General features: G+C 35.0%; 21 protein-coding genes. 4 read left to right on the forward strand and 17 right to left on the reverse strand.

Annotation, left to right across the window (positions count from 1 at the left end; genetic code table 11):
• The 9 genes from PQO00_RS11680 to kynU all read right to left on the reverse strand — a co-directional run bounded on the left by PQO00_RS11680 (position 1) and on the right by kynU (position 9,295).
• Positions 1 to 645: an O-methyltransferase gene (locus PQO00_RS11680; RefSeq protein ID WP_274185024.1), complete on the reverse strand. Its 645-nt coding sequence runs from the start codon at positions 643 to 645 to the stop codon at positions 1 to 3.
• Positions 646 to 1,395: 750 nt separating this feature from the next.
• Positions 1,396 to 2,481: an amidohydrolase family protein gene (locus PQO00_RS11685; RefSeq protein ID WP_274185025.1), complete on the reverse strand. Its 1,086-nt coding sequence runs from the start codon at positions 2,479 to 2,481 to the stop codon at positions 1,396 to 1,398.
• A 9-nt stretch (positions 2,482 to 2,490) separates the two neighbouring features.
• Entirely contained in the window at positions 2,491 to 3,015 is a 525-nt protein-coding gene (locus PQO00_RS11690; protein ID WP_274185026.1) for a 3-hydroxyanthranilate 3,4-dioxygenase, read from the reverse strand.
• Positions 3,016 to 3,154: 139 nt separating this feature from the next.
• Positions 3,155 to 3,937, reverse strand: coding sequence for an SDR family oxidoreductase (locus PQO00_RS11695; RefSeq protein ID WP_274185027.1), 783 nt, complete (start codon positions 3,935 to 3,937; stop codon positions 3,155 to 3,157).
• Between the two features lie 49 nt (positions 3,938 to 3,986).
• A complete protein-coding gene (locus tag PQO00_RS11700) occupies positions 3,987 to 5,426 on the reverse strand; it encodes an aldehyde dehydrogenase (protein WP_274185028.1) in 1,440 nt (479 codons plus the stop codon).
• Positions 5,423 to 5,776, reverse strand: a complete 354-nt coding sequence (locus PQO00_RS11705) for a GIY-YIG nuclease family protein (protein ID WP_274185029.1) — start codon at positions 5,774 to 5,776, stop codon at positions 5,423 to 5,425. Before PQO00_RS11705 ends, PQO00_RS11700 begins: the two co-directional genes overlap by 4 nt.
• A 43-nt stretch (positions 5,777 to 5,819) precedes the next feature.
• A complete protein-coding gene (locus PQO00_RS11710; protein WP_274185030.1) occupies positions 5,820 to 6,227 on the reverse strand; it encodes a RidA family protein in 408 nt (135 codons plus the stop codon).
• Positions 6,228 to 6,498: 271 nt separating this feature from the next.
• The gene (locus tag PQO00_RS11715; RefSeq protein ID WP_274185031.1) at positions 6,499 to 7,920 is read right to left on the reverse strand and encodes an NAD(P)/FAD-dependent oxidoreductase; all 1,422 of its coding nucleotides are present in this window, start codon (positions 7,918 to 7,920) and stop codon (positions 6,499 to 6,501) included.
• A 112-nt stretch (positions 7,921 to 8,032) separates the two neighbouring features.
• Entirely contained in the window at positions 8,033 to 9,295 is a 1,263-nt protein-coding gene (kynU, locus tag PQO00_RS11720; RefSeq protein WP_274185032.1) for a kynureninase, read from the reverse strand.
• A gap of 124 nt (positions 9,296 to 9,419) precedes the next feature.
• Between kynU and PQO00_RS11725 the strand changes: the two genes are divergently transcribed.
• The gene (locus PQO00_RS11725; protein ID WP_274185033.1) at positions 9,420 to 10,250 is read left to right on the forward strand and encodes an IclR family transcriptional regulator; all 831 of its coding nucleotides are present in this window, start codon (positions 9,420 to 9,422) and stop codon (positions 10,248 to 10,250) included.
• A 315-nt stretch (positions 10,251 to 10,565) separates the two neighbouring features.
• Entirely contained in the window at positions 10,566 to 10,985 is a 420-nt protein-coding gene (locus PQO00_RS11730) for a (4Fe-4S)-binding protein (RefSeq protein WP_274185034.1), read from the forward strand.
• 1,007 nt (positions 10,986 to 11,992) lie between these two features.
• Here the strand turns inward: PQO00_RS11730 and PQO00_RS11735 are convergent.
• Positions 11,993 to 12,667 carry a hypothetical protein gene (locus PQO00_RS11735; RefSeq protein ID WP_274185035.1) on the reverse strand — a complete coding sequence of 225 codons (675 nt, stop codon included), beginning with the start codon at positions 12,665 to 12,667 and terminating at the stop codon, positions 11,993 to 11,995.
• A 70-nt stretch (positions 12,668 to 12,737) separates the two neighbouring features.
• Here PQO00_RS11735 and PQO00_RS11740 point away from each other — a divergent pair, with 70 nt between their 5' ends.
• Positions 12,738 to 13,538, forward strand: a complete 801-nt coding sequence (locus tag PQO00_RS11740; RefSeq protein WP_274185036.1) for a class I SAM-dependent methyltransferase — start codon at positions 12,738 to 12,740, stop codon at positions 13,536 to 13,538.
• Positions 13,539 to 13,729: 191 nt separating this feature from the next.
• Here PQO00_RS11740 and PQO00_RS11745 read toward each other — a convergent pair whose 3' ends face one another.
• The 4 genes from PQO00_RS11745 to PQO00_RS11760 all read right to left on the reverse strand — a co-directional run bounded on the left by PQO00_RS11745 (position 13,730) and on the right by PQO00_RS11760 (position 17,391).
• Positions 13,730 to 14,461: a hypothetical protein gene (locus PQO00_RS11745; RefSeq protein WP_274185037.1), complete on the reverse strand. Its 732-nt coding sequence runs from the start codon at positions 14,459 to 14,461 to the stop codon at positions 13,730 to 13,732.
• A gap of 112 nt (positions 14,462 to 14,573) precedes the next feature.
• On the reverse strand, positions 14,574 to 15,236 hold the full coding sequence (msrA, locus tag PQO00_RS11750; RefSeq protein WP_274185038.1) for a peptide-methionine (S)-S-oxide reductase MsrA: 663 nt from the start codon (positions 15,234 to 15,236) through the stop codon (positions 14,574 to 14,576).
• 277 nt (positions 15,237 to 15,513) lie between these two features.
• Positions 15,514 to 16,293: a zinc ribbon domain-containing protein gene (locus tag PQO00_RS11755; protein WP_274185039.1), complete on the reverse strand. Its 780-nt coding sequence runs from the start codon at positions 16,291 to 16,293 to the stop codon at positions 15,514 to 15,516.
• 3 nt (positions 16,294 to 16,296) lie between these two features.
• Complete coding sequence (locus PQO00_RS11760; protein ID WP_274185040.1) at positions 16,297 to 17,391, reverse strand: Nif3-like dinuclear metal center hexameric protein; 1,095 nt, start codon at positions 17,389 to 17,391, stop codon at positions 16,297 to 16,299.
• 228 nt (positions 17,392 to 17,619) lie between these two features.
• Here PQO00_RS11760 and lpxK point away from each other — a divergent pair, with 228 nt between their 5' ends.
• Positions 17,620 to 18,630 (forward strand): tetraacyldisaccharide 4'-kinase, encoded by a 1,011-nt coding sequence (gene lpxK / locus PQO00_RS11765; protein ID WP_274185041.1) that lies wholly within the window; start codon positions 17,620 to 17,622, stop codon positions 18,628 to 18,630.
• On the opposite strand, the gene PQO00_RS11770 is transcribed toward lpxK, so the two are convergent.
• From PQO00_RS11770 to lipA, 3 genes are all read right to left on the reverse strand, one after another.
• Positions 18,627 to 20,798: an ATP-binding protein gene (locus PQO00_RS11770; protein WP_274185042.1), complete on the reverse strand. Its 2,172-nt coding sequence runs from the start codon at positions 20,796 to 20,798 to the stop codon at positions 18,627 to 18,629. The two genes, lpxK and PQO00_RS11770, sit on opposite strands and share 4 nt — an antisense overlap.
• A gap of 99 nt (positions 20,799 to 20,897) precedes the next feature.
• A complete protein-coding gene (gap, locus tag PQO00_RS11775; protein WP_274185043.1) occupies positions 20,898 to 21,914 on the reverse strand; it encodes a type I glyceraldehyde-3-phosphate dehydrogenase in 1,017 nt (338 codons plus the stop codon).
• A gap of 4 nt (positions 21,915 to 21,918) precedes the next feature.
• Positions 21,919 to 22,797, reverse strand: a complete 879-nt coding sequence (gene lipA / locus PQO00_RS11780; RefSeq protein ID WP_274185044.1) for a lipoyl synthase — start codon at positions 22,795 to 22,797, stop codon at positions 21,919 to 21,921.
• Between the last annotated feature and the right edge of the window lie 33 nt (positions 22,798 to 22,830).

Genomic DNA, 22,830 nt, shown 5'->3' on the forward strand with positions numbered 1-22,830 from the left:
CTATTTAATCTTTCTGCTAATTGTCAGCCCATCTCTAATAGGTAAGACCACCGTTTCAACTCTATCGTCATTTTTTAGAAGTATGTTATATTCTATTAATGCTTTTGTAGCGGTGTCATCTGGTTTTAGGTCCTCAAGTACTTTGCCGCTCCAAAGAACATTATCGGATAGAATAATACCTCCAGGGTTTAATTTATCAATAACGCTATTGAAATAGTTGGGGTAGTTTTCTTTATCGGCATCAATAAAAACCAAATCGAAAGCTATATCCAGGCTTGGAATGATTTCTAAAGCATTTCCCGTATGCTGAAAAATTTGATTTCCATAATTGGACTTATTAAAATACTTTCGTTGAAAGTCTGTTAATTCTTCATTTATATCAATGGTATGCAATACTCCAGAAGCTTGTATGCCCTCTGCCAAACATAATGCAGAATAGCCGGTATAAGTTCCTATTTCCAAAATATTTTTTGGGTTTATTAGTTTAGAAATCAAACTTAAAAGGCGTCCTTGATAGTGCCCGCTAAGCATACGTGGTTGCAATATTTTTTGATAGGTTTCTCTACTAAGCTGCTGTAATAATTCTGGTTCGTTTTCAGAATGTTTTACAACATAATCTTCCAATGTTTCAGGTATAAAATGCATGAATAATCATTAATGGTCACCAGATATCATTTTTTTAATGACAAGTGAAATTAGTCATGCAAATATAGCTAAGTCGCTATAAAATGGCATAGAATATTTAGAAATAAAAAATTGAAGTTCAAGATAAAAAGATTGGACACGAATGGCACAAATTTTCACTAATCTATTCAACGAGAGTTCGATTTAAAACCTGTCTGCCGACCAGGCAGGCAAGGGCGTTTTTAACAATAAATTCACTAATAAAGCGATTTATCGCCTTGAGCCTTTCGTCTTTTAGTTTATACTGACAGACTGTGTCGTAATTCAAAACACATGTTTGAGATTGCCTTATTTGAATTTCTTCTCGGGCACCCTCCCGAGTGTTTTTCGCTAAAAAAGGCGAAAGTGCTAATTGTGACACAGTCTGCGAAGTCGAAGTACTCAAGATAAACTAAAGTCGAAAGGTCATTAAAACCAGCTATTTAAATGGGTTTCGACATAACCTGTGCTGAGTTTACCGAAGTGCTCAACCTGACAACCAAGATTAAATCATTGATAGTCAGATTAATACTATTATGCTTATATCGAACTCTCGTTATTCAGTCTATTTACAGATTTCAAGCCTATATAGACTAGGGATTCATATTCGTGCTATATCCAATTCTATTCCATAATGTATTGGATTCGTGTGAATTTGTGCCATTCGTGTCTTTTTTATAGATGTGTACACACGGTAGTGCCGGCAAGGCAGGGTCGGTTTTAAGATTTTTTTTAATTAGCTAGAATTCTATTTGCTAATTCTTGTTTCGCAGTATCATCATCCCCAAATAACCACCGTAACACATTGGCTTCCCAAATGTCGTCATATTGTTTATTGTTGATAACATTCTTTTCTATGGCTAGATCCAACAGTTTTCCGGGATAAGAAGATTGTGCATCGCTTTCCATTTCACCTAAAGGGTAGGGGTCGTCTAATCCCATAATGACTTGATTGCTACCTTGACGATCTATCATAAGTTTTAACGAATCGGTATCATGTACCAAGGTGTCAAAATAAATATTTGGATGTCCAACGGCCTTTCTTGGGTGGTGTTTCCCTTTAAATAAATCGGGTCTGCCATCGAAACCTTGAATACGTCTCCCTAAATTCATCTGTGCCAGTTGACCACCATGTGCGAAACAGGTTCTTATGTTTGGGAAACGTTCTTGCATACCATTTAATGTATAAAAATGATAAGCATCTCCACATTGTGCGAGCATCCATATTAAATGAAATCGCCACGAGGAGTTTTCCAGATTTATCATTTTATCACCATCATACGGGTGTATTTCGATAGCTAATTTATATTCATTGGCCAGTTCAAAGATAGCATCGTTTTCTTGGTCAAAAACAGAACGCCATTGCCCAATGGAATCCATAAAATGAGTTGGCAAACAAAGCACTTTCATATGCAATTGTTTCACACAGCGTTCAATTTCATATAGGGCGCCATGTATAAACCCAGGGTGGACTACAAATCCACAGGTAAATTTATTAGGATGATTATGCTGTACTTTTGCATTGAAGTCGTTTTGAAAACGGAGTGCTTTTTTCATTTCTTCTAAGCGCAGACCATTGCCATAAAGTTGTGATAGGTTTAAAACAACGGCATGATCTAATCTGTTACGTTCCATCCATTCTAATTTCTCATGTAAAAAGAAACTGGAATCTGTAACAGGTCTACTCCATCCTTTTTGAAGCATATATTTGCGTTCATCATCTACCCAAAAAATTTCTTTTTCTTTCATGAACTGTGGAATATCCTCAGGATAAGGAAGTAAATGAGAATGTCCATTAATACGAAGTTTACGTGCCATATTTTTTATTTAAACTTGTTTAGGAGCTTCCATTTTTGTACCGCACTTATTGCAAGTACATTTTTCTTCGCTAGAGTAGTATTTGTCGAAAATCTTGGGCATATCGGTTTCTATATTATCCAACTTAAATTTCTCTCTATATAATAAATTATTGCAATTTTCACAGTACCACTCTAAGGCATCTTCCATTTTTTTAGAGCGTGGATACTCAATGACCAAGCCAACGGTATTAGCTTGGCGTTGTGGAGAATGCGGTACTTTTGGTGGTAACAGATAGATATCACCTTCTTTGATATGTACATCTTTTTGGTTACCGTCATCTATGATTTTTAAAACCATATCGCCTTCAACCTGATAGAAAAACTCTGGGGTTTCATTATAATGATAATCTTTTCTGTTATTGGGACCACCAACAACCATCACAATAAAATCACCGTCTTTCCAAACACATTTATTACCAACAGGTGGTTTTAAAAGGTGTCTATTTTCTTCAATCCAGGCTTTAAAATTTAATGGTGAAACTAATTTGCTCATAGAAAGCCCCTTTTAATCTCCCTTGAGGGGGGAGAAACTCAAATTGGGTGTTTGAGTTTTTGTTAAACATCGTATTTTATATAAAGATACTATATTCATATATTTTTTCCTCTTCCTTTGGGAAGGTTAGGATGGGTTTTTACAAGCTTTTTGTTCGTCCACCATCCACTGGAACATTAATGCCATTAACATAACTAGCGGCTTCACTTGCCAAAAAAGTAATAACACTGGCCATTTCTTCGGGTTTGGCAAAACGATTAACAGGCGTATGGCCTTTCATGATTTTGCTCATCTCTTCAACTGAAGTATCGGCATTTTTTGCTTTAATTTCAATGATTTCCGATAAACGTTCTGTTTCTGTGAAACCAGGTAGTACATTGTTTACGGTAATACCAAAAGAGGCCACCTCACTTGATAAGGTTTTACTCCAATTACCAACAGCACCTCGAATGGTATTGCTAACACCTAGACCTGGAATGGGTTCTTTCACAGAAGTGGAAATAACATTTATAATTCTTCCAAACCCTTCCTCCTTCATAAATGGGATGGTCGTTTGGGCTAGTACGTGATTGCATTTAAGGTGTTGTATAAAAGCATTTTCAAACTCTTCTAAACTAGCCGTTAGAATATGACCGCTTTTTGGACCACCGGTATTATTGACAAGGATATGAAATCCATGATTTCTATCTATAAACTTGATGACCTTTTCTTGTAAATCCCTGGGATCTGAAAAGTCTGCTACAATAAAACTATGGTTTCTGTGTTTAGGTAATGCTTCTAAAACAGCTTTAAGCTTATCTCTATTTCTGGCAACTAAAGTGACATTCACACCTTCTTGAGCCAATGCTATAGCCGTAGCTTTACCAATGCCTTGTGTGCTCCCACAGACCAAAGCGTTTTTATTATTTAAGTTTAGGTTCATATTATTTTTAATATTATTTCAATTCAAAAGATTCCTGCCTTCGCAGGAATTAATATTTTATGCATACATTTTTTGCTTCGGTAAAAAAACGTAATGCTTCAAAGCCACCTTCCCTGCCAACACCAGATGCTTTAACGCCTCCAAAAGGTGTTCTTAAATCACGGAGCATCCATGTGTTTACCCAGACAATGCCAGCTTGCAATTGGTGACTCATTCTCATGGTACGCTTTAGGTTATTTGTCCATAATGTTGCCGATAATCCATATTTAACCTTGTTAGCCATTTGTAAGACGTTATCTTCAGTGTTAAACGGCATAATGGTTACCACTGGGCCGAAAATCTCTTCTTGGTTTACCCTGCATTCATCAGTAGCTACTTCAATAACTGTAGGCTCTAAATAATAGCCGTCTTCATAATCGGTAACAATGACTTTATTACCTCCACAAAGAATGGTGCCGTTTTCTTTTTTAGCCATGTTAATGTATTGTAATACTTTTTCTAGATGTGGTTTTGAAACTAAAGCCCCAATATTTGTGTCTTCTTTTGAAGGGTGACCAATTTTAAGTTTTTTGACTTTTTCGACAAAATCAGTTTTAAATTTTTCATAAATGGCCGCTTCTACAAAAATGCGGCTTCCGCATAAACAAATTTGACCTTGATTGGCAAAAGAAGAACGGACCGTTGTTTCCAGCATATCATCATAATCACAATCGGCAAAAATGATATTTGGGTTTTTACCACCAAGTTCTAGGGATAGTTTTTTAAACATAGGTGCTGCAACTTTGGCAATATGGGCCCCTGTTGCTGTACCGCCTGTAAACGAAATAGCCTTAATGTCCGGATGTTCTATAATGGCTTGTCCCGTTGTGTTGCCTAAACCATGAACAATGTTTAAAACGCCTTTAGGCAATCCTGCTTCTGTGCAGATTTCCCCTAATAAATAAGCCGTCACAGGTGTTATTTCACTTGGTTTGGCAACGACACAATTTCCTGCAGCAATGGCTGGGGCAATTTTCCATGTAAAGAGATAGAGTGGGAGGTTCCAGGGAGAAATACAGCCTACTATGCCAATAGGTTGACGTAATGTGTAATTTATAGCATCATGGCCAACACTTTCGTGACTTTCACTGGCAAATTGTGTAATGGCATTTCCGAAAAAACGAAAGTTACTTGCCGCTCTAGGAATATCGACGGTTTTTGCCAAACTGATAGGTTTGCCATTGTCCTTACTTTCGGCCTCGGCAAATCGTTGTAAATTGGCATCTAGTAATTCTGAAATCTTGATTAAAATTTTGCTGCGTTCATCTATAGTGGTCTGGGACCAGAGGGGAAAAACAGACTTTGCAGCGATATAGGCATTTTCTATATCATCTTTTGATGAGTTTGGTATTTGCCCGTAGATTTTACCATTAGCAGGGCAATAGTTGTCAATCCACGCGTCATTGACGGGCGGTGAAAATTTACCGTTTATGTAGTTTTGAACATTCATTGGTTTGTCTGGTCGAGCGCAGTCGAGACCGGCTCGCTTTCCAAATTATATTTTGAATGGGATGCCTTTCTGCATGCAGCTAAAATTTGTAACATATTAAAATTTTTGTTAGCTAAAGCCAACTTCTCCTTTGCCCTCCAATTTTTAATCTTCTTCTCGAAAGAAATGGCCTGATTAATATCGTTAAATTCCTGATGAAAAACTAATTTTAAAGGTCTTCTCTTAAAAGTGAAACCATTTTTATTAAGCCCATTTTGATATTTTTCAAAACGTCTTGATAAATTATTTGTAACTCCAGTATAGATTAGTCCTTCTGAACATTTTAATATGTATACATCATCGGTTTTCATTATAAAGCTCTCGACTGCGCTCGAGGAAACATTTTAATTAATATTACAGCTTCTTATAGGCTATTACTTTAATTTCCACAACCAAATCTGGATGAGGTAATTGGTGAACGGCTACTGTGGTACGCGTGGGACCGGTCTCTACATCAAAAAATGCTGCATATGCTTTGTTATAACCAGCAAAATCGTTCATGTTTACTAAAAAAGATGTAACATCGACCACATCCTTTAATGTGGCGCCTTCTTTTGTTAAATTCTTTTCTATATTTTTTAGTACCTCACGGGTCTGTACTTCAATATTTAAACGTTTGGTACCCATGTCGTCAATAATATCCACCCCAGCAATGGTATTATCTGCTCTACGCGAACTGGTTCCCGAAACAAATATAAAATCGCCTACACGTTTGGTATGTGGATAGGCCCCTCTTGGTGTTACTTTCTCTGTTTCTTTCATATTTTTCATTCCTGCGAAGGCAGGAATCCCATAATTTTAGTTTCTATTTCAATTTCATCCTACTGTCTTCAGTTTCAAAAAAAATGAAGGAGTCGTTTTGGAATACCATTTCATTAATGTTTTAGATCTCCCTAATATTTCTATATTCGTTTTTGCTTGTTCAAAAAACCTTCGACTACGCTCGGGATAAACCAAGTCAAGGGATTTTTTAGTTTTATTATGCGAGTTTTAATGCCATTTTATTTCTAACTAACTCCTAACTTCCAACTCCCTAACCCCTTTTCAATCCAGCAATTTTATCTTCATCCAAAATGTCTTGAGTGGCTATTTTAACCTTTTCCAGGACCTCTTTTAATGCCTCTTTTGTCATATTGGCCGCAGTTGGGATATCCTTATCTACTATCATATTCAAAATGGCTTTATCCTGTGCACGTCCTCTTGTCATGGCTTCATGATAACTAATATTTTCGTTAAAAGTAACCAAAGCGTATTTTGATGAATATTCATCTGGAAAATGCTGCTCTAAAGCCATCTCTAATTTACGCTTTTCTTGAAATATAGGATTGGCAACATGATCTCTCATTTCATAAAAGTTATCTATAGCCAGGTCCGCAATAGCGTCGGTGTTTTTTTTGCGGGTTGCCTCATAGGTTTTAAATACAGTTTCCCAGTTCTCTAAACCTTGATCCAAAACAGCATCGAATTCTACGACATCTTCAAAAGAGGCATTCATGCCCTGGCCGTAGAACGGAACAATAGCATGTGCGGAATCACCCATTAATAACGTATTGCCTTTATAATGCCAGGGCGAGCATTTTACAGTACCTAATGCAGCTGTTGGATTATTAAAGAAATCTTCAACAAGATTTGGCATTAACTGTAAGGCATCCGGGAACTCCTTTTCAAAGAATTCTGTAACAATTTCCGGGGTCGTTAAATTATTGAAATGGTATGTGCCTTCATCATAACTTAAAAATAATGTGACCGTAAAGCTGCCATCTAAATTTGGTAGGGCAATAAGCATAAAATCACCGCGGGGCCATATATGTAATGCATTTTTATAGGTTTTATAATCGCCTGTTTTGGTTGGTAGGATACTTAATTCTTTATAACCATGCGTTAAATAGTCCTGCGAAAAACTGAATAAGAATTTTTTGGCTAGGTAATAACTCTTGCGCATGGCAGAACCAGCACCATCTGTAGCGATAATAACATCGGCATCTTCTACAAATTCCGATTTTGTTTCATAATCTTTAAATAATGCCGTTGTTTTTTTGAAATCGACCGATTTGCATTTTTTATTGAAATAAATGGCAACATTTTCATGCTTTTCTGCTTCGTCCAAAAGTAAAGCATTGAGACCTCCACGAGAAATGGAGTTGATATATTCATGGTCACGTCCGCTATAATTTGATAAAAAAGTATGGCCTTCTCTATCATGGATCATACGGCCTTTCATGGGAATGCAAAGCGCTTTTACCTTATCTTCAATACCAACCAGTTTCATGGCTTTGTTACCACGATCTGAAAACGCTAAATTTATAGAACGCCCTGCACTAATATCCACTTTGCGTAGGTCTGAACGCATTTCGTAAACCGAAACGTTATAACCTCTTTGGCCCAAACGTAAAGCCAAGAGCGAACCGCAAAGACCGGCACCTATAATGAGTATGTTTTGTTGTCTATCTTTCATTTTGTCATTCCTGTGAAGGCAAAAATCTTATTAGTTAAACTTATAATTTATAATGGATTCCTCTCCTTCTCACACATCGACTGCGCTCTGTGGGATAGTGAGGAATGGCAAATCAATTGAGTATTCCTTTTAATTTATCAACCATATGATAGACATCTTGAAATGAATTATAAAGCGGTGTAGGGGCGCAACGAATCACATCGGGAGCTCTCCAATCACTTATTACCCCAGTTTCTGTTAACTTATCATGTAATCTTTTATTAGCATTCAAAACCTGAATGGATAGCTGACAGCCACGATTTTCTGGATTTGCAGGGGTTATTATTTTAATAGTATCTTCTCCTAATTGTTTTAACAAAAACTCAAAGTAACCAGTTAGTCTTTTAGATTTATCGGTCAGTTTTTTTATGCCTACTTCATTGAAAATATCTAAAGATGCCCTAATAGCGGCCATTGATAATATAGGGGGGTTGCTAAGTTGCCACCCTTCAGCACCTGGAAGTACATCAAACTCGTGACGCATATTAAAACGGGTTTGTTTATTATGGCTCCACCAACCTGCAAAACGATTTAAGTCTTTGTTATACGCATGTCTTTCATGTACAAAGCAGCCTGCTAGACTCCCTGGGCCGGAATTTAAATACTTATAGGTACACCAAACAGCAAAATCTGCACCAGAATCATGTAAATTAAGTGTTACATTTCCAGCGCCATGGGCACAATCAAACCCCACGATACAATCGTGTTTATGTCCAAGTTCTGTAATACGTTTTAAATCGAAATACTGTCCTGTGTAATAGTTTACGCCACCAATCATTACCAATGCCACTTCGTTTCCATGTTTTTCTAGAATGGCTTCTAAATCCTCGTAATGCAATAGTGCTTCATCCTTTCTGGGTTTCCAGAGAATTAAACCTTCTTTTTCGTCAAAACCATGATGCCGTAATTGTGATTCTACAGCATATTTATCAGATGGAAAGGCGTCGCTTTCAATGATTATTTTGTAGCGTGTTTTTGTTGGTTTATAAAATGATACCATCATAAAATGCAGATTGGCGGTCAATGTATTCATGGTAACGACTTCAATAGGTTTTGCGCCAACGACATTTGCCATGCTTTTGGTTAAAAACTCATGATACGGCAACCAAGGGTTTTTTGCCTCGGTATGTCCTTCTACACCTAAATTAGCCCAATCTTCCAATTCTTGATCTATATATGCTTTTGTTTGTTTTGGTTGCAGCCCGAGCGAGTTCCCCGTCATATAAATCAGTTCATTGCCATGTTTGTCCTTAGGGATATGAAATCGATTGCGGTAATTAGAGAGTTCATCTAATTCATCTTGCTGCTTTGCGTAATCTAAAGTTACTTTGTGCATTTTAAAACCAGTAGTTTAATATTGAAATTTCATAATTATACTAATGAAAAGGTTGCTTGATTTTATAAAAATACAAAAAAACGTTTCACTATATGAAACACTGTTTCAAAATTAATACTTATTTTTGAATAACAAAAATTATTTTACCATTCGATACAAAGGAAGGGTTAACAAATATGCTACAATGAAAGAAGTTGATAAAAATTTGAATTTATCCGTAATCAAAGCTTTTAAGCTTTTGGATGTGTATATGAATAATAAGCAAGAATGGGGGGTGCGTGAATTGGCAAAGAAAACGGGATATAATAAAACGACTACTTACCGCTTGTTAAGTACATTAGAGTCTTTGGATATTGTACAAAAGAATGATGATGATAAATATATTTTGGGGCTTAAGTTATTCGAATTGGGGAATTTGGTATCTGTACATAAATCACTAAGGAACTATTCTAGAGCTCCTTTAGAGACTATTGCTAAAGATATTAAAGAAACAGTACATTTTGGGGTGTTAAGTAATCATCGGGTATTGTATTTAAATAAAGCAGAGAGTGAATTGGGATTAAAGGTAAGTACGCAAATAGGATCCTACCAACAGGCATATTGTACCGCTTTAGGGAAAGTGCTTTTGGCTTTTTCGCCTACAGATCAAATTTTAGATTATTTAAAAAATGTAAAGCTAGATGCTCATACCACGAATACCATAATAGATTCCAAAGCTTTGTTGGGCCATCTGGAACATATAAGAAAAGAAGGTTATGCACTGGATATGGAAGAGCTTGAAATAGGCCTTATTTGTATCGCTATACCTGTATTTAATAAAAATAAAGAAGTTGTTGCGGGTATTAGTGTCTCGGGACCATCAAGTAGATTTAAACCTGAAAACGTACAATCCTACTTATCCATTATAAAAAAGGGTGCTTTGGAAATAGAAAACCATATACGTGATTATAATTAAATTTTATCTGTTATCCATTTTGCAGAGGTAGTCAGAAAAGTGTCATTCAGAATATTACCGAGAAACAAAATATATTTTGTTAAGAAGGTAGCAGCGAAGCTGTGAAGAATCTCTTAAAAACATAATATATTGTTTTACTAAACTATAAGATTCTTCGCTATAGCCTGTACTGAGCGTAGTCGAAGTACTCTGAATGACAAAATATATTACTTTTCAGACTGCCTCTATTATAACAGAACTAGTATTAGCTGTCACCGTCAAACGCCAATATTTTGTATCATTTTTATTTAGTATCTTTAGTAAAATCTTGATGTTATGGGTAAAGTCAAAGAATATTCAAACGGAGAAACGACCGTTGTCTGGGAAGCAGAAAAATGCATACATTCAGCAATTTGCGCTAAAGGCTTATCGAGCGTCTTTCTGCCAAAAGAACGGCCGTGGATTAAAATAGATGCGGCTTCCACAGATGCTATTGTAAACCAGGTCAAGCAATGTCCTTCTGGTGCGTTGCGTTATTATATGAATGCAGAAAACGATAAAACCTCGGAGGTTTTAGAGACAAAAGTTGAGGTTTTAAAGAATGGGCCATTGTTGGTTTATGGTACGTTGAAGGTAACTCATAGAGATGGTTCTCAAGAAACTAAAAACAAAACGACAGCGTTTTGTAGATGTGGTGCTTCTGCCAATAAGCCTTTTTGTGATGGTGCCCATGTTACTACTGGGTTTAGGGATTAGCTGCGCTTATCATTTTGGGTGCTCCCCATTATAGCGGTTTCCTAAAATTAAGTTTTACTTGAAAAGAAAAAGCACTTCAGTCTAACACAGAAGTGCTTTAATATATATAGACGCAAAATGCGGAAAGTTCCATCTATACCTAATATACGATTTTAGTCGTAGGTTGGATTTTTTTGTTGCAGAAAAAATTATATTTTAAGATTTGTGACAGTATTATCTCCCATTTGAAGGTGAAATGTTGTATTAAAGCCGATGTTATTTTAAAATCTAAAAACGCTGTGACTGTATTGCATAGCATCGTTATGGCATTTATGAGCAAGGTATTTGGATTTTAAAAAGCCTGTACGCAACTTCCTGCCTGCCGATGAGCTACGGTGTACCCACAAATAATATAAATAATCACACCAAGTTAATTAGTATCTATTTTGTACCAAAGGCTTGTCCGAGACGTGTTCCTCCCTTTTTAGCAAAAAAAGGAGGAGGCTGTATGTGGTAACATACAGACGGAGGGTTTGTTTTTTAGAGTGTTCTTTTCTTGTTTAATTTGTCAAACGCCCCTTTCTTTTCCTCCTGGCGTCGAAAAATTCATCCCTTCTTTTGCTGAAGCTACCGTGAGTACACATCTATAAAAAAGACACGAATGGCACAAATTCACACGAATCCAATGTTTTATGGCATTGATTGGACTCGGCATGAATATGAATCCCTAGACTATATAGGCTTGAAATCTGTCGATAGGCAGAATAATTAGTGAAAATTTGTGCCATTCGTGTCCCATCTTTTTATTGCGCATTATTTGTATACACACAGTAGTTCAGCTGAAGCGGGGAGGTGGTTCAATGATACGGCATTACTGCATAATAACGCCTGTCTGTCGTGAAAGCTATTGGCATATCCATTTAACTGCGGACAAAATAGTTCCTTAAAAGATGTGGGCACACCGTAGTTGTCGGCGAGGCAGGGATTGGGTAAATGAGTCGATATGCAACATTTTATTCAAGTTGGTATTAGTCTTGATCAAGGCCGATTTTTATATTGGTAAAGTTAAGGTTCCAGTTTGCATCTGCTTTTTTATGCTCTAAAGCGATCTTGATACCATTAAAATCTTGATAGTTTTCAAAAGTTGTAATCATAGACGGTTCGTTAGAGTTTCCTTCTCTGAAAATCCATTCTTTAATTAAGAAATCATTCCCATAATAGATGTCGTAGGCATCACCAGGGGTATAGCCTCCTTCTTTAGAATAGGTCAAGGTTATTTTGTTCATTGTTTTTTTGCTAATTGGAGCGATTTCTTTTTTAGGTTCGGAAATGCTTAAGCCTTCATCCCAAATGAGTTGAAATGGTACTAATAACCAGTATTTATCGTTTATAAAACCACTATCTGTTTTGGTTAAAGTGGAATCGATTTTTGTTCTATTATAGCTAATGGTGTCGTTTTTATTGATGGCAATAACAGCATTTGTTTTAGGTTTCCAGATCCAAGTTCTTTCAAAATGACTACTATCTTTATCGACATTAAAAGTAAAATTAATATTGGCCACATGTTTCCAATTTTCAAAACCATGGGCATTAGCTATTTTTTCTGCAATAGTGAGCGGTTGGTTTTCAGGCATTTTTTCTTGTTTTTGTCTACAGGAAAAACTTAATGAAATGATGAGAGCAATAAAGATGTATTTTTTCATAATCGAAATTTTTAGTAAAGATATAGAACATTCAATAAGATGTTTTATCTTGAGGGATTAAATTTTTATTATGGATACTCATGCTGTTTATTTTAATGCTAATAAAGCGACCTGGAACGATAAGGTAAAAGTACACGCTAAGAGCGATATGTATCATTTGGATGCTTTTAAGAAAGGTAAATCTTCTTTAATGCCTTATGAGTTGGAAGCTTTGGGAAGTGTAAAAGGTAAGGCGCTTTTACATTTGCAATGCCATTTTGGACAGGATACGTTAAGTTGGAGTCGGTTAGGGGCTAAATGTACCGGTATCGATTTAAGTGACGAAGGTATTAGGTTAGCGCAAAGCTTAAATGCAGAACTAAATTTGGATGCTGAATTTGTTTGCTGTAATGTTTTGAATACTTCTAGTTTTATAAAAGATACATTCGATATTGTTTTTACAAGTTATGGTGTGATTGGTTGGTTGCCCGATTTAAAACCTTGGGGGCAAATGATTGCCGAACGTTTAAAAAAAGGGGGGACCTTTTTTATGGCTGAATTTCATCCCATTGTTTGGATGTTCGATTATTTAGAAGGTAAGCCGGTTATGAAATATGGTTATATGCAGGATGAGGTTATCTATGAAGAATATGAAGGGACTTATGCCAATCAGGAATCAAAAATGGTCAGCAAGGAATATGGGTGGAATCATGGTTTGGGCGAAGTGGTTTCTGCTTTGACCGAAGCAGGCTTGCATATTGAGTATTTAAAGGAATATGATGAAAGTCCTTATGATGTTTTACCAAATTTGGAGAAAACAGCATCTGGAATGTATGCCACTAAAGATAAATTGTATCCTTTAATTTTTACGTTGAAAGCTGTTAAGCTATAGGTTGAGAATGCTTCGTATGAGGTGGTATTCGTTTAATGGTTGGGCTATGGTTTTCGTTGCGGAATTATCTGCGAGGACTATTCCGAGAGGATCAAGCTATCATTGCAAGATAAGAATTTTCTGTAGGGAGTTCCGTCACAATAAATTATGGCTGTTGTTGTATGTAGGTTTTTTAATCACTTTAATAATGGTCACGAATTGAGCTCTTGAATTAACTCAAGTTGTCCATTGATTTGACTAATCATTAACTTTTTTGAAAAAGATTTAGGTCTGTTTTGATATTGGTATTCAAATTCAATTGCGTATTGACCATTTTCTAAATGTTCACTGTTAAATCCAATTTGAGGTGCCCTAGCCACTCTTCTGTATATTACCTTCCTGTTTTCGTAAGGTTCCAATAATAAATCAGTCCTCAAAGTTTGGTAATCCCCTAAAAAGTCAATATTTATTTTCTGTTGACGGTCATAAATTATTGGTTGTCTCATTAGGCATTCACTACCATCAATAAATCGAGTCCCGTTAATTTTATTTATTCGAACTGATTCAATTCCGTTTTTAATCAGAATTGGAATTTCAAAAGTATATTCGGGATCGTTACTATTCTTCTTTTCTTCGTTCCAAAGAATCCAACTCTTTTTATCCGAAATTTCAAAGATTAAGTATTTCTTCTTCCTTTCATTTATGAAGACCAGATACAAGATCATTATTCCTGATAGAATCAGAACAGTTGCCGTAATAATCTGAATATTGGTTAACTGCGATGAAGTTTCAATATTTATATTAAGTAAAATTGTCCCAAATATGAATTCCCAAAACCCTGGAATTAGAATAGAAACACCGAGACTAATAAATCCAAGTCCTACTTTGATCCATCCACGTTTTAGGAAGTAATTCTTTATTATCTGCAAAATTGGATATTTCACTTCTTGGTTTTAGCTTGCATACAATGCAAAAATAAAGTTCTATCTCAATGAACTTTATCGGTTGTAAACGAATTTAGTTGAAAATTTTTACAAAATCAAGTTTGAGTTAAAACTAATAGTGATCCTCTTTTAATAATTCTTTTGGAAATTTAGCTTTAAACCTATTTAATCTGGGAATGGATACATTCTTTATATAGGGGTGATTTGGGTGTAGCTTTTCATAATCCTGATGATAATCTTCAGCAACCCAAAATTTTTGAAACGGATAGATTTCTGCAGCAATTTTAACACCTAATTCTTTAGCTAAAGCTTCTTTTTTCTTTAAAATGATCTGTTTTTGTGCGTCATTTTGATAAAAAATAATAGAGCGGTATTGAGAACCTCTATCATTGCCTTGTCCGTTTACCTGTGTGACGTTTTGCGACCCAAAGTACACATCAACCAAAGTTTCAAAGCTTACCACCTTAGGGTCGTAAATAATTTCAACAGCTTCTGCATGTCCTGTTCTTCCTGTATTGCTTGTCTGGTAAGTCGGATTTTTAGTATGTCCGCCAGAATATCCAGAAATGGATTCTTCAACGCCTTTTACACTTTCATAAATGGCTTCTACGCACCAAAAACAACCACTGGCAAAATAGGCCCGGGCTTTTCCATTTTTTAAAGGGACTGCTACAGGTTCTGCATTGATAATAGCTTGTTGCTTGGCATTTACTTGTGCCGTGTTTTGACAACTGAATAAAAGGGCTATAATAAATAGTGGCATGATGTTTTTCATATAGAATATACTTTTATTTCCTTGAAAAAGGAAATCTTATTAATTTTTACTTTACAATAGACGGAAAAAAATATGAAACCTTAAAAAGTAGATAAGAAAAATTTCTTTCATAGTCGGTACTCGACAGGAGGGGTGCCAATTTTATAAATTGCCACACGAAAGGATTCGTGCGGCAGGGAGGGATAGAAAAGTTTACAATGAATTTATCTTGACTTTTCGTTTCAATAAAAAAAGCCTTCATAGTTATGAAGGCTTTAAAAATATATTTTAAAATGGATTATAGTTTTGAAAACAGTTTTTCCATTTTTGCTTTTTGTTCTTCAGCTAAAGCGGCGTCTACCAAAATTCTGCCACTGTGCTCATCTGTAATGACTTTTTTACGTGAAGCAATTTCTACTTGTACTTGAGGCGGTATTGTAAAGAAAGATCCTCCAGAAGCTCCTCTTTCGATAGGTACAACAGCTAAACCATTTTTAACATTTAAACGAATTCTATTATAAGCAGCTACTAAACGCTCTTCAATTTGAGTTTTGTAAGCTTCCGATTTTTCGATTAAAGCTTGCTCTTCTTTTTCTGTTTCAGATAAAATGGCATCTAACTCACCTTTTTTGTGCTTTAAATGTGTTTCACGTTCTTTTAAACGACCTTTTGTCTCGGTAATAACTTCTTTTTTCTGCTCAATTTGAGCCTTGAATTCTTTAATATGCTTTTCAGCTAATTGAATTTCTAATTCTTGAAATTCAATTTCTTTAGTCAAGGAATTATATTCTCTGTTATTTCTAACATTTTTTTGTTGCTCGCTGTACTTTTTTATTAAAGCTTTAGACTCTTCAATAAGGTTTTTCTTAGAGGTAATATCATTATCGATTACTTCTAAACTAGCAACAAGTTTTTCTAATCTTATGCTTAGTCCAGCAACTTCATCTTCTAAATCACGAACTTCTAAAGGAAGTTCTCCACGAACATTTCTGATTTCATCTATACGAGAATCTATTAGTTGTAAATCGTATAAAGCTCTTAAGCGCTCTTCTACAGTTACTTCTTTCTTTTTAGCCATACTTTAAAAATACTTAACAGGATTGGTAGTTATCTTTGATAAAACGACTGCAAAATTAGTGATTTTTTTTGTAAGATATGCTACTAAAAGATTTTTTGTGAACTGTTCGCTTTCATAATGTCCTATATCTGCCAAAAGAATGCGGTTTTCCGCGGTAAAAAAGTCATGATATTTTAAATCTGAAGTTATAAAGGCATCAGCACCAGATGTTTTAGCTGCTTCAATGGCGAAACTGCCAGACCCTCCTAAAACGGCTATTTTTTTTATTGGTTTGTTTAAAAATGAAGAATGCCTAATACATGCTGTATTCATTTTGGTCTTTATATGGTTTAGGAAGCTGGACGCATCCATGGGATCTTTTAATTCGCCTACCATGCCCATACCAATACTTTGGTTTTTATTTTCGAGCGTGGTTATCTCATAGGCAATTTCTTCATAACTGTGGGCATCAAAAAGGGTATTGATAACAGTTGGTTCTAAATGTTTAGCATAGGTAAACGTAACTTTAGTTTCTATTTCGGTATGTGTTTTTCCTTTTTCTCCTTTTGTTGGATTGGAGCTTTCATTGCCCTTAAAGGTGCCGTAACCTTCTACGTTAAAACTACAATCGCTATAATTACCTATGCTTCCAGCGCCTACATTAAATAAAGCTGCTCGTAATTTTTCTGCTTCATCTTTTGGGACATAGGTCGTTAGTTTTTTAATCGTTTGAGATTGCGGAATTAAAATATGTTTATTGGTTAGCTCCAATTGATTGCAAATCATATCATTTACACCTTGCAAGGCATTATCCAGAGCAGTATGCATACTGTAAATAGCAATATCGTGTTTGATCGCTTTCATAACAACACGCTCTACATAATTCTTCCCCGTTAGTTTTTTTAAGCCTTTAAAAATAATGGGATGAAAACTAACAATAAGATTACAGTTTTCTTTTATGGCTTCATCTACAACAGCCTCTAGGGTGTCCAATGTAACAAGAACACCTGTTATTTTTTCATTTTTGTTACCAACTAAAAGCCCAACATTGTCAAAATCTTCAGCGTAAGCTAATGGCGCTAATTCTTCTAAGTGGTTAATAACGTCTTGAACAATCATAGTATTTGTGTTTAATTAAAAAAGAATTCTCCAACGTTCTACGTTGGAGTTTCCATTTAATACCAATTATCATTCCCGTAAAAACGGGAATCTAAAATATAAAGAATTTGGGGTTTTGTCTCAATGACCATAATGAAACGTTTAAAATACCTTTATAGCGCTACCTTAAGGGTCGTTCGTTTCAGAAATTCTTTTATTTTCAAAGATAAAATAATTACATTCGTTGCAATGAATTTTTTGCGTTACATTTTGTTTCCTATTGTTCCTATTTACTATTTGGTAACATGGTTAAGGAATAAGTTATATGATTTTGGAATTAAAAAGTCTAAATCGTATGGGCTTCCTGTGATTTGTGTTGGTAATTTAAGTGTGGGAGGTACAGGAAAAACACCTATGATCGAGTATTTAATCAATCTTTTAAAAAATGATTATTTGGTAGCTACTTTAAGCCGAGGTTATAAACGAAAAACAGTGGGGTTCCAATTGGCGAATGAGGGATCTACTGTTGAATCGATAGGAGATGAACCTTTTCAGTTTTATAATAAGTTTAAAAATAAAGTTTACGTAGCTGTCGATACAGATAGAAATAACGGGATTAAACAGTTACGATCCATGACTAACCCGCCGGAAATTATTTTACTTGATGATGCTTTTCAGCATAGAAAGGTAAAAGCTGGATTTAATATTTTGCTAACCACTTATAATAATCCATATTATAAAGATATTGTTTTACCTACCGGTAATTTACGTGAACCTAGAAGTGGTGCAAAACGAGCTCATATTATTATGGTTACCAAATGTCCAAAAGATCTGCATGAATCCGAAAAGAAAACCATCTTACAGCAAATAAATCCGGAAATTAATCAGCAGGTGTTTTTTAGTTCGATTAGCTATTCAAATAATGTTGTTTCTGCTAATACGACCAGATCTATTGAAGAGTTGGGCGAGTTTACTTTGGTTACGGGTATTGCAAATGCATCTCCTTTAGTTGGCTTTTTAAATGGGAAAGGTTTAAAGTTTGAGCATTTACATTTTAAAGATCATCATGAATTTTCAAAACAAGATATTCTTGAGCTAAATAAAAGGGCATTGATAGTAACTACAGAAAAGGATTTTATGCGTTTAAAACAATATAGGTCTTTAAAGAACAAATTATTTTATCTGCCCATTAGCATGGATGTTAATGATGAGATAAAAATAAATAAGTTGATACAGGATTTTTTAAAATCCAGGAACTAGGCTGTAGCAGATCGATCTTTATTTGCTGCTAAAGCGTTATAAAGTTTTTTCTCGAACTCTTCTTGTTTAAATGGTTTTGGAATAATATCAGTAAAGCCAGCTTCTTCAAATTCATGCATTTTATCTTCAATGGTGACAGCCGTTAGGGCAAAAATGGTTAACTCCTTATCAAAAGATCGAACTCTTTTGGTCGCTTCCATGCCGCTGATGCCAGGCATATGAATATCCATTAAAATAATATCGTATTTGTTAGCCTTGATCATTTCGACAGCTTCTTCACCATTGTCTACTATATCACATTTAAGACTCATTTTAGTAAGAATCTTTTTGGTAATCATTTGATTTATTTTATTGTCTTCAACAACCAAAATCTTAACATTGGTCAAATCTAGTTTACTTGTATCCCCATCAAAATAAGTTACTTTGTTTTCTTTTGCTTCTTCTACAGAAGTGTACTCAAGAGGTATTTCAAAGTAGAATGTCGTTCCTTTTTCTAATTCACTTTTTACGTAAATTTTTCCTTTTAGGATATCAATTAACCCTTTTACGATAGAGAGTCCTAGACCCGTACCACCATATTTACGATTTATTTGAATAGAGCCTTGTGAAAAGCTCTCAAACATATTGTCCTGTTTTTCTTGACTAATGCCAATACCATTATCTTCTACTTCAAAACGCAAGGTGTAAACATTCTCTTTTTCCTCTATTTTATAAGCTCTAATCCAAATATCGCCATCTTTGGTAAACTTAATGGAGTTCCCAATTAAATTAATGAGGATTTGAGAGATTTTTAATTGATCGGCAATAAAGTTCTCTGGTAAATCGGTATCGTACTCAAAATGAATTTTAACATTGTTATCTAGTGCAGAATTGTTAAGTGCTAAAACAATATTGTTTATTTTCTTTTTTAAGTTGAACGATTCTGGTTCAATGTCAACTTTATTTGCTTCAATTTTATTTATTTGAAGAATATCATTAATAAACGTTAAGAGGTAATCCCCAGAAAATTTTAACGATTTTAAATGCTGAACTTGTTCAGGTTTTGGGTTTTCATCCAATAACATGTTACTTAACCCGGTAACCGCATAAAGAGGTGTACGTAATTCGTGAGTAACCGTAGATAAGAAATTAGCTTTGGTTTTTGATGCTAATTCCGCTTTTTCTTTAGCAATAATAAGTTCTCCATTTTTTTTATGAAGCATATTATTGGTTTTAAGTCTAATGTTGTTGTTTTTGTAGAGCGATAAGGTTAACAGTGATAATATGGTTATTAAAGCAACACTTAAAATAGAAATTAAAGTGCCCAGGTTTTTATCGTCTTCGGCTTTTTCTAATTTTTCTTCGATCTCATCATTCTTTTCATTGGCCAGGTTTAATAGGTCCAGTGTTGATAGATCTTGAGCGTTCGAAGAATTTAAACGTATTAAGGCTCTTATAGAATCAGAAAGTTTTAAATGCTTATATAAATATTCTCTGGAAAGTTTGAAATCTTCCAGGGCTTTATATATATTACTAATAACGAACAAGCCCTCATTTTGTATACTTTTAAAGTTGTTTTCTTCGGTGATTTCCAGACCTTCATTAGCTAGGGCCAAAGCTTTTTCGTAATCACCTAATTTACTATAAACGATACCATGTTTAATCAGGGCATCACTTAGAACTTCTTTGTATTCACCTTTTTTAGCCTGTGCCACAGATTGTTCAATAATGTCCCTTGCTTTTTCATAATCTTTTAAAAACATATAAGTTTTACCTTCACAGAGAAGCACTTCAGCCAATTTTTCGTTTAAACCTTCTTCCTGAAATTTTGACTTTGCTGCGGTGTAAGAGTCAAGAGCCTGTTCATAGGCCTCTTTTGCTAAATAAACATCTCCAAAAATTTTATAGGATTTACCTAGGTTTTTGTTATCGTTAATAATTCTTTGTACTTCAATTGCTTTATTAAGATATTTTATAGCGTTGTCTTCCTTTTCAATTATGAGCTGAAGTTTTCCTTTAATAGTATAAATAACTCCAATGCTTTTCTTATTATTCGATTTTTCTGCTAATTTTAAGGCTTCATCCAGGTTTTTTTGAGCGTCATAATAGTTATATTTCTCAAGATCGGCTTGAGCTTGCTCCATACGATAATTGATTTCATTTTGCTGAATCTCAGGGTCGTCATCCATTGTTTTTTGTGACGAAGCACTCAGGCAAAATAACATGACTATAACGTATATGTAGTTCTTAACTTGGGACATTTTATTAAATATTGCTAACAAATATAATTATTTTATCGATAAAATACACTTTTTTTCCGACAAATTGCATATTAGGTCAATTATCCGTTTAGAATAACCGGTTTCATTGTCATACCAACCTATTATTTTTACCATGTTTCCAATGACAGAGGTCATACCTGAATCAAAAACACAAGAATGCGTATTTCCGACAATATCAATTGAAACAATAGGGTCTTCAATATACTCTAGAATACCTTTATAATGATTTTTAGAAGCTTCTTTAAAAGCATTATTAATATCCGCTATAGAGACATCTTTTTTTACATTAAAGGTAATATCGGTTAGAGAACCATTTATCACTGGTACTCTTATGCCACAACCGCCTATAACATCTGATAAGTCTGGGAATATTTTAGTAAGCGCTTTTGCCGCTCCTGTTGTGGTAGGTACAATAGATTGACCAGCAGCTCTTGCACGGCGTAAATCGCGATGTGGTTGATCATGTAAACTTTGATCGGTGGTATAGGAATGAACCGTAGTAATATAAGCCTGGTTAATACCACAAAGTTTATTGATAACATCAATCATAGGAGCCGCATTATTAGTAGTGCATGATGCATTGGAAATGATGGTTTCAGAACCATCAATACTACTATCGTTAACACCTATAACTATGGTTTTTATAGTATCCTCTGAAGATGGAACACTTAAAATAACAGATTTAGCACCATTGTTTATGTGGTTTTGTAGCTCTGAAGTTGTTTTGAATTTTCCAGTAGATTCAATAACAAAATCTATATTATAGGGGCTCCAATTAACGGTTTTTGGATGCTTGCTATTTAGTAAAGGAATTTTTTCTTCATTTACAATAATGTGACGATCATCGTACGATACGATACCATTAAACAACCCATGAACACTATCATATTTAAGAAGGTGACTTAGCGTTTTGGTATCTGCTAAATCATTAATAGCGACAACCTGTATATTTTTATAATCTTGAAGTAATCTAAAAACACGTCGACCTATTCTCCCAAATCCATTAATTGCAACCGTAATCATAATTTTAATTAATGTGTTTTTGTGCTCGGTAAGAAGATCTTACCAAGGCACTACTTTCAACATGGCGGAAACCTAGTTCAAGACCAATTTCCTCATATTCCTTAAACTGATCTGGATTTATAAACTGTTTTACGGGTAAATGTTTTTTGCTGGGTTGAAGGTATTGGCCAATGGTAACGACATCGACATCATTTGCTTTTAGATCGTGAAGCGTAGCAATAACTTCCTCTCTGGTTTCTCCCAGACCAAGCATAATACCGGATTTTGTACGTCTTTGACCTTGTTGCTTTAGATATTTTAAAACGCCTAGACTTCTATCGTATTGAGCTTGTATGCGAACTTGACGGGTTAAGCGTCTAACAGTTTCAATATTATGGGACACCACTTCTGGAGCTACCTCTATAATTCTGTCTATATGTTGCTCAATACCTTGAAAATCGGGGATTAAAGTTTCAAGGGTCGTTTCGGGATTCATTCTGCGTACTGCTTTAACAGTTTCAGACCACATAATACTTCCCATGTCTTTTAAGTCATCCCTATCAACACTTGTTAAAACGGCATGTTTTATTTTCATGATTTTTATAGACCGCGCTACTTTTTCAGGTTCATCCCAATCTACAGTTTCTGGTCTTCCGGTCTTTACACCGCAAAAGCCACAAGAACGGGTGCAAACGTTTCCCAGTATCATAAACGTTGCAGTACCTTCTCCCCAGCATTCACCCATGTTTGGGCAGCTACCGGAAGTACAAATAGTATTTAGTTTATATTTATCAACTAAGCCCCTAAGTTCGGTATACTTTTTACCAGTTGGAAGCTTAACACGAAGCCATTTTGGCTTTGCTTGTCGTTCTGGCAGTATATTTGAAGCAGTTTCTGAATTCATACATTAAAAAATAAAGCGCAAAGATACAAATAA

It is taken from the genome of Flavivirga sp. 57AJ16, from assembly GCF_028736925.1.
In the GTDB taxonomy this organism is placed as follows: domain Bacteria; phylum Bacteroidota; class Bacteroidia; order Flavobacteriales; family Flavobacteriaceae; genus Flavivirga.

Excerpts from the sequence above, each read along its gene's own strand:
- PQO00_RS11680 (WP_274185024.1), bottom strand. The coding sequence starts at position 645 with ATGCATTTTATACCTGAAACATTGGAAGATTATGTTGTAAAACATTCT.
- PQO00_RS11685 (WP_274185025.1), bottom strand. The coding sequence starts at position 2,481 with ATGGCACGTAAACTTCGTATTAATGGACATTCTCATTTACTTCCTTAT.
- PQO00_RS11690 (WP_274185026.1), bottom strand. The coding sequence starts at position 3,015 with ATGAGCAAATTAGTTTCACCATTAAATTTTAAAGCCTGGATTGAAGAA.
- PQO00_RS11695 (WP_274185027.1), bottom strand. The coding sequence starts at position 3,937 with ATGAACCTAAACTTAAATAATAAAAACGCTTTGGTCTGTGGGAGCACA.
- PQO00_RS11700 (WP_274185028.1), bottom strand. The coding sequence starts at position 5,426 with ATGAATGTTCAAAACTACATAAACGGTAAATTTTCACCGCCCGTCAAT.
- PQO00_RS11705 (WP_274185029.1), bottom strand. The coding sequence starts at position 5,776 with ATGAAAACCGATGATGTATACATATTAAAATGTTCAGAAGGACTAATC.
- PQO00_RS11710 (WP_274185030.1), bottom strand. The coding sequence starts at position 6,227 with ATGAAAGAAACAGAGAAAGTAACACCAAGAGGGGCCTATCCACATACC.
- PQO00_RS11715 (WP_274185031.1), bottom strand. The coding sequence starts at position 7,920 with ATGAAAGATAGACAACAAAACATACTCATTATAGGTGCCGGTCTTTGC.
- kynU (WP_274185032.1), bottom strand. The coding sequence starts at position 9,295 with ATGCACAAAGTAACTTTAGATTACGCAAAGCAGCAAGATGAATTAGAT.
- PQO00_RS11730 (WP_274185034.1), top strand. The coding sequence starts at position 10,566 with ATGGGTAAAGTCAAAGAATATTCAAACGGAGAAACGACCGTTGTCTGG.
- PQO00_RS11735 (WP_274185035.1), bottom strand. The coding sequence starts at position 12,667 with ATGAAAAAATACATCTTTATTGCTCTCATCATTTCATTAAGTTTTTCC.
- PQO00_RS11740 (WP_274185036.1), top strand. The coding sequence starts at position 12,738 with ATGGATACTCATGCTGTTTATTTTAATGCTAATAAAGCGACCTGGAAC.
- msrA (WP_274185038.1), bottom strand. The coding sequence starts at position 15,236 with ATGAAAAACATCATGCCACTATTTATTATAGCCCTTTTATTCAGTTGT.
- PQO00_RS11755 (WP_274185039.1), bottom strand. The coding sequence starts at position 16,293 with ATGGCTAAAAAGAAAGAAGTAACTGTAGAAGAGCGCTTAAGAGCTTTA.
- PQO00_RS11760 (WP_274185040.1), bottom strand. The coding sequence starts at position 17,391 with ATGATTGTTCAAGACGTTATTAACCACTTAGAAGAATTAGCGCCATTA.
- lpxK (WP_274185041.1), top strand. The coding sequence starts at position 17,620 with ATGAATTTTTTGCGTTACATTTTGTTTCCTATTGTTCCTATTTACTAT.
- PQO00_RS11770 (WP_274185042.1), bottom strand. The coding sequence starts at position 20,798 with ATGGATGACGACCCTGAGATTCAGCAAAATGAAATCAATTATCGTATG.
- gap (WP_274185043.1), bottom strand. The coding sequence starts at position 21,914 with ATGATTACGGTTGCAATTAATGGATTTGGGAGAATAGGTCGACGTGTT.
- lipA (WP_274185044.1), bottom strand. The coding sequence starts at position 22,797 with ATGAATTCAGAAACTGCTTCAAATATACTGCCAGAACGACAAGCAAAG.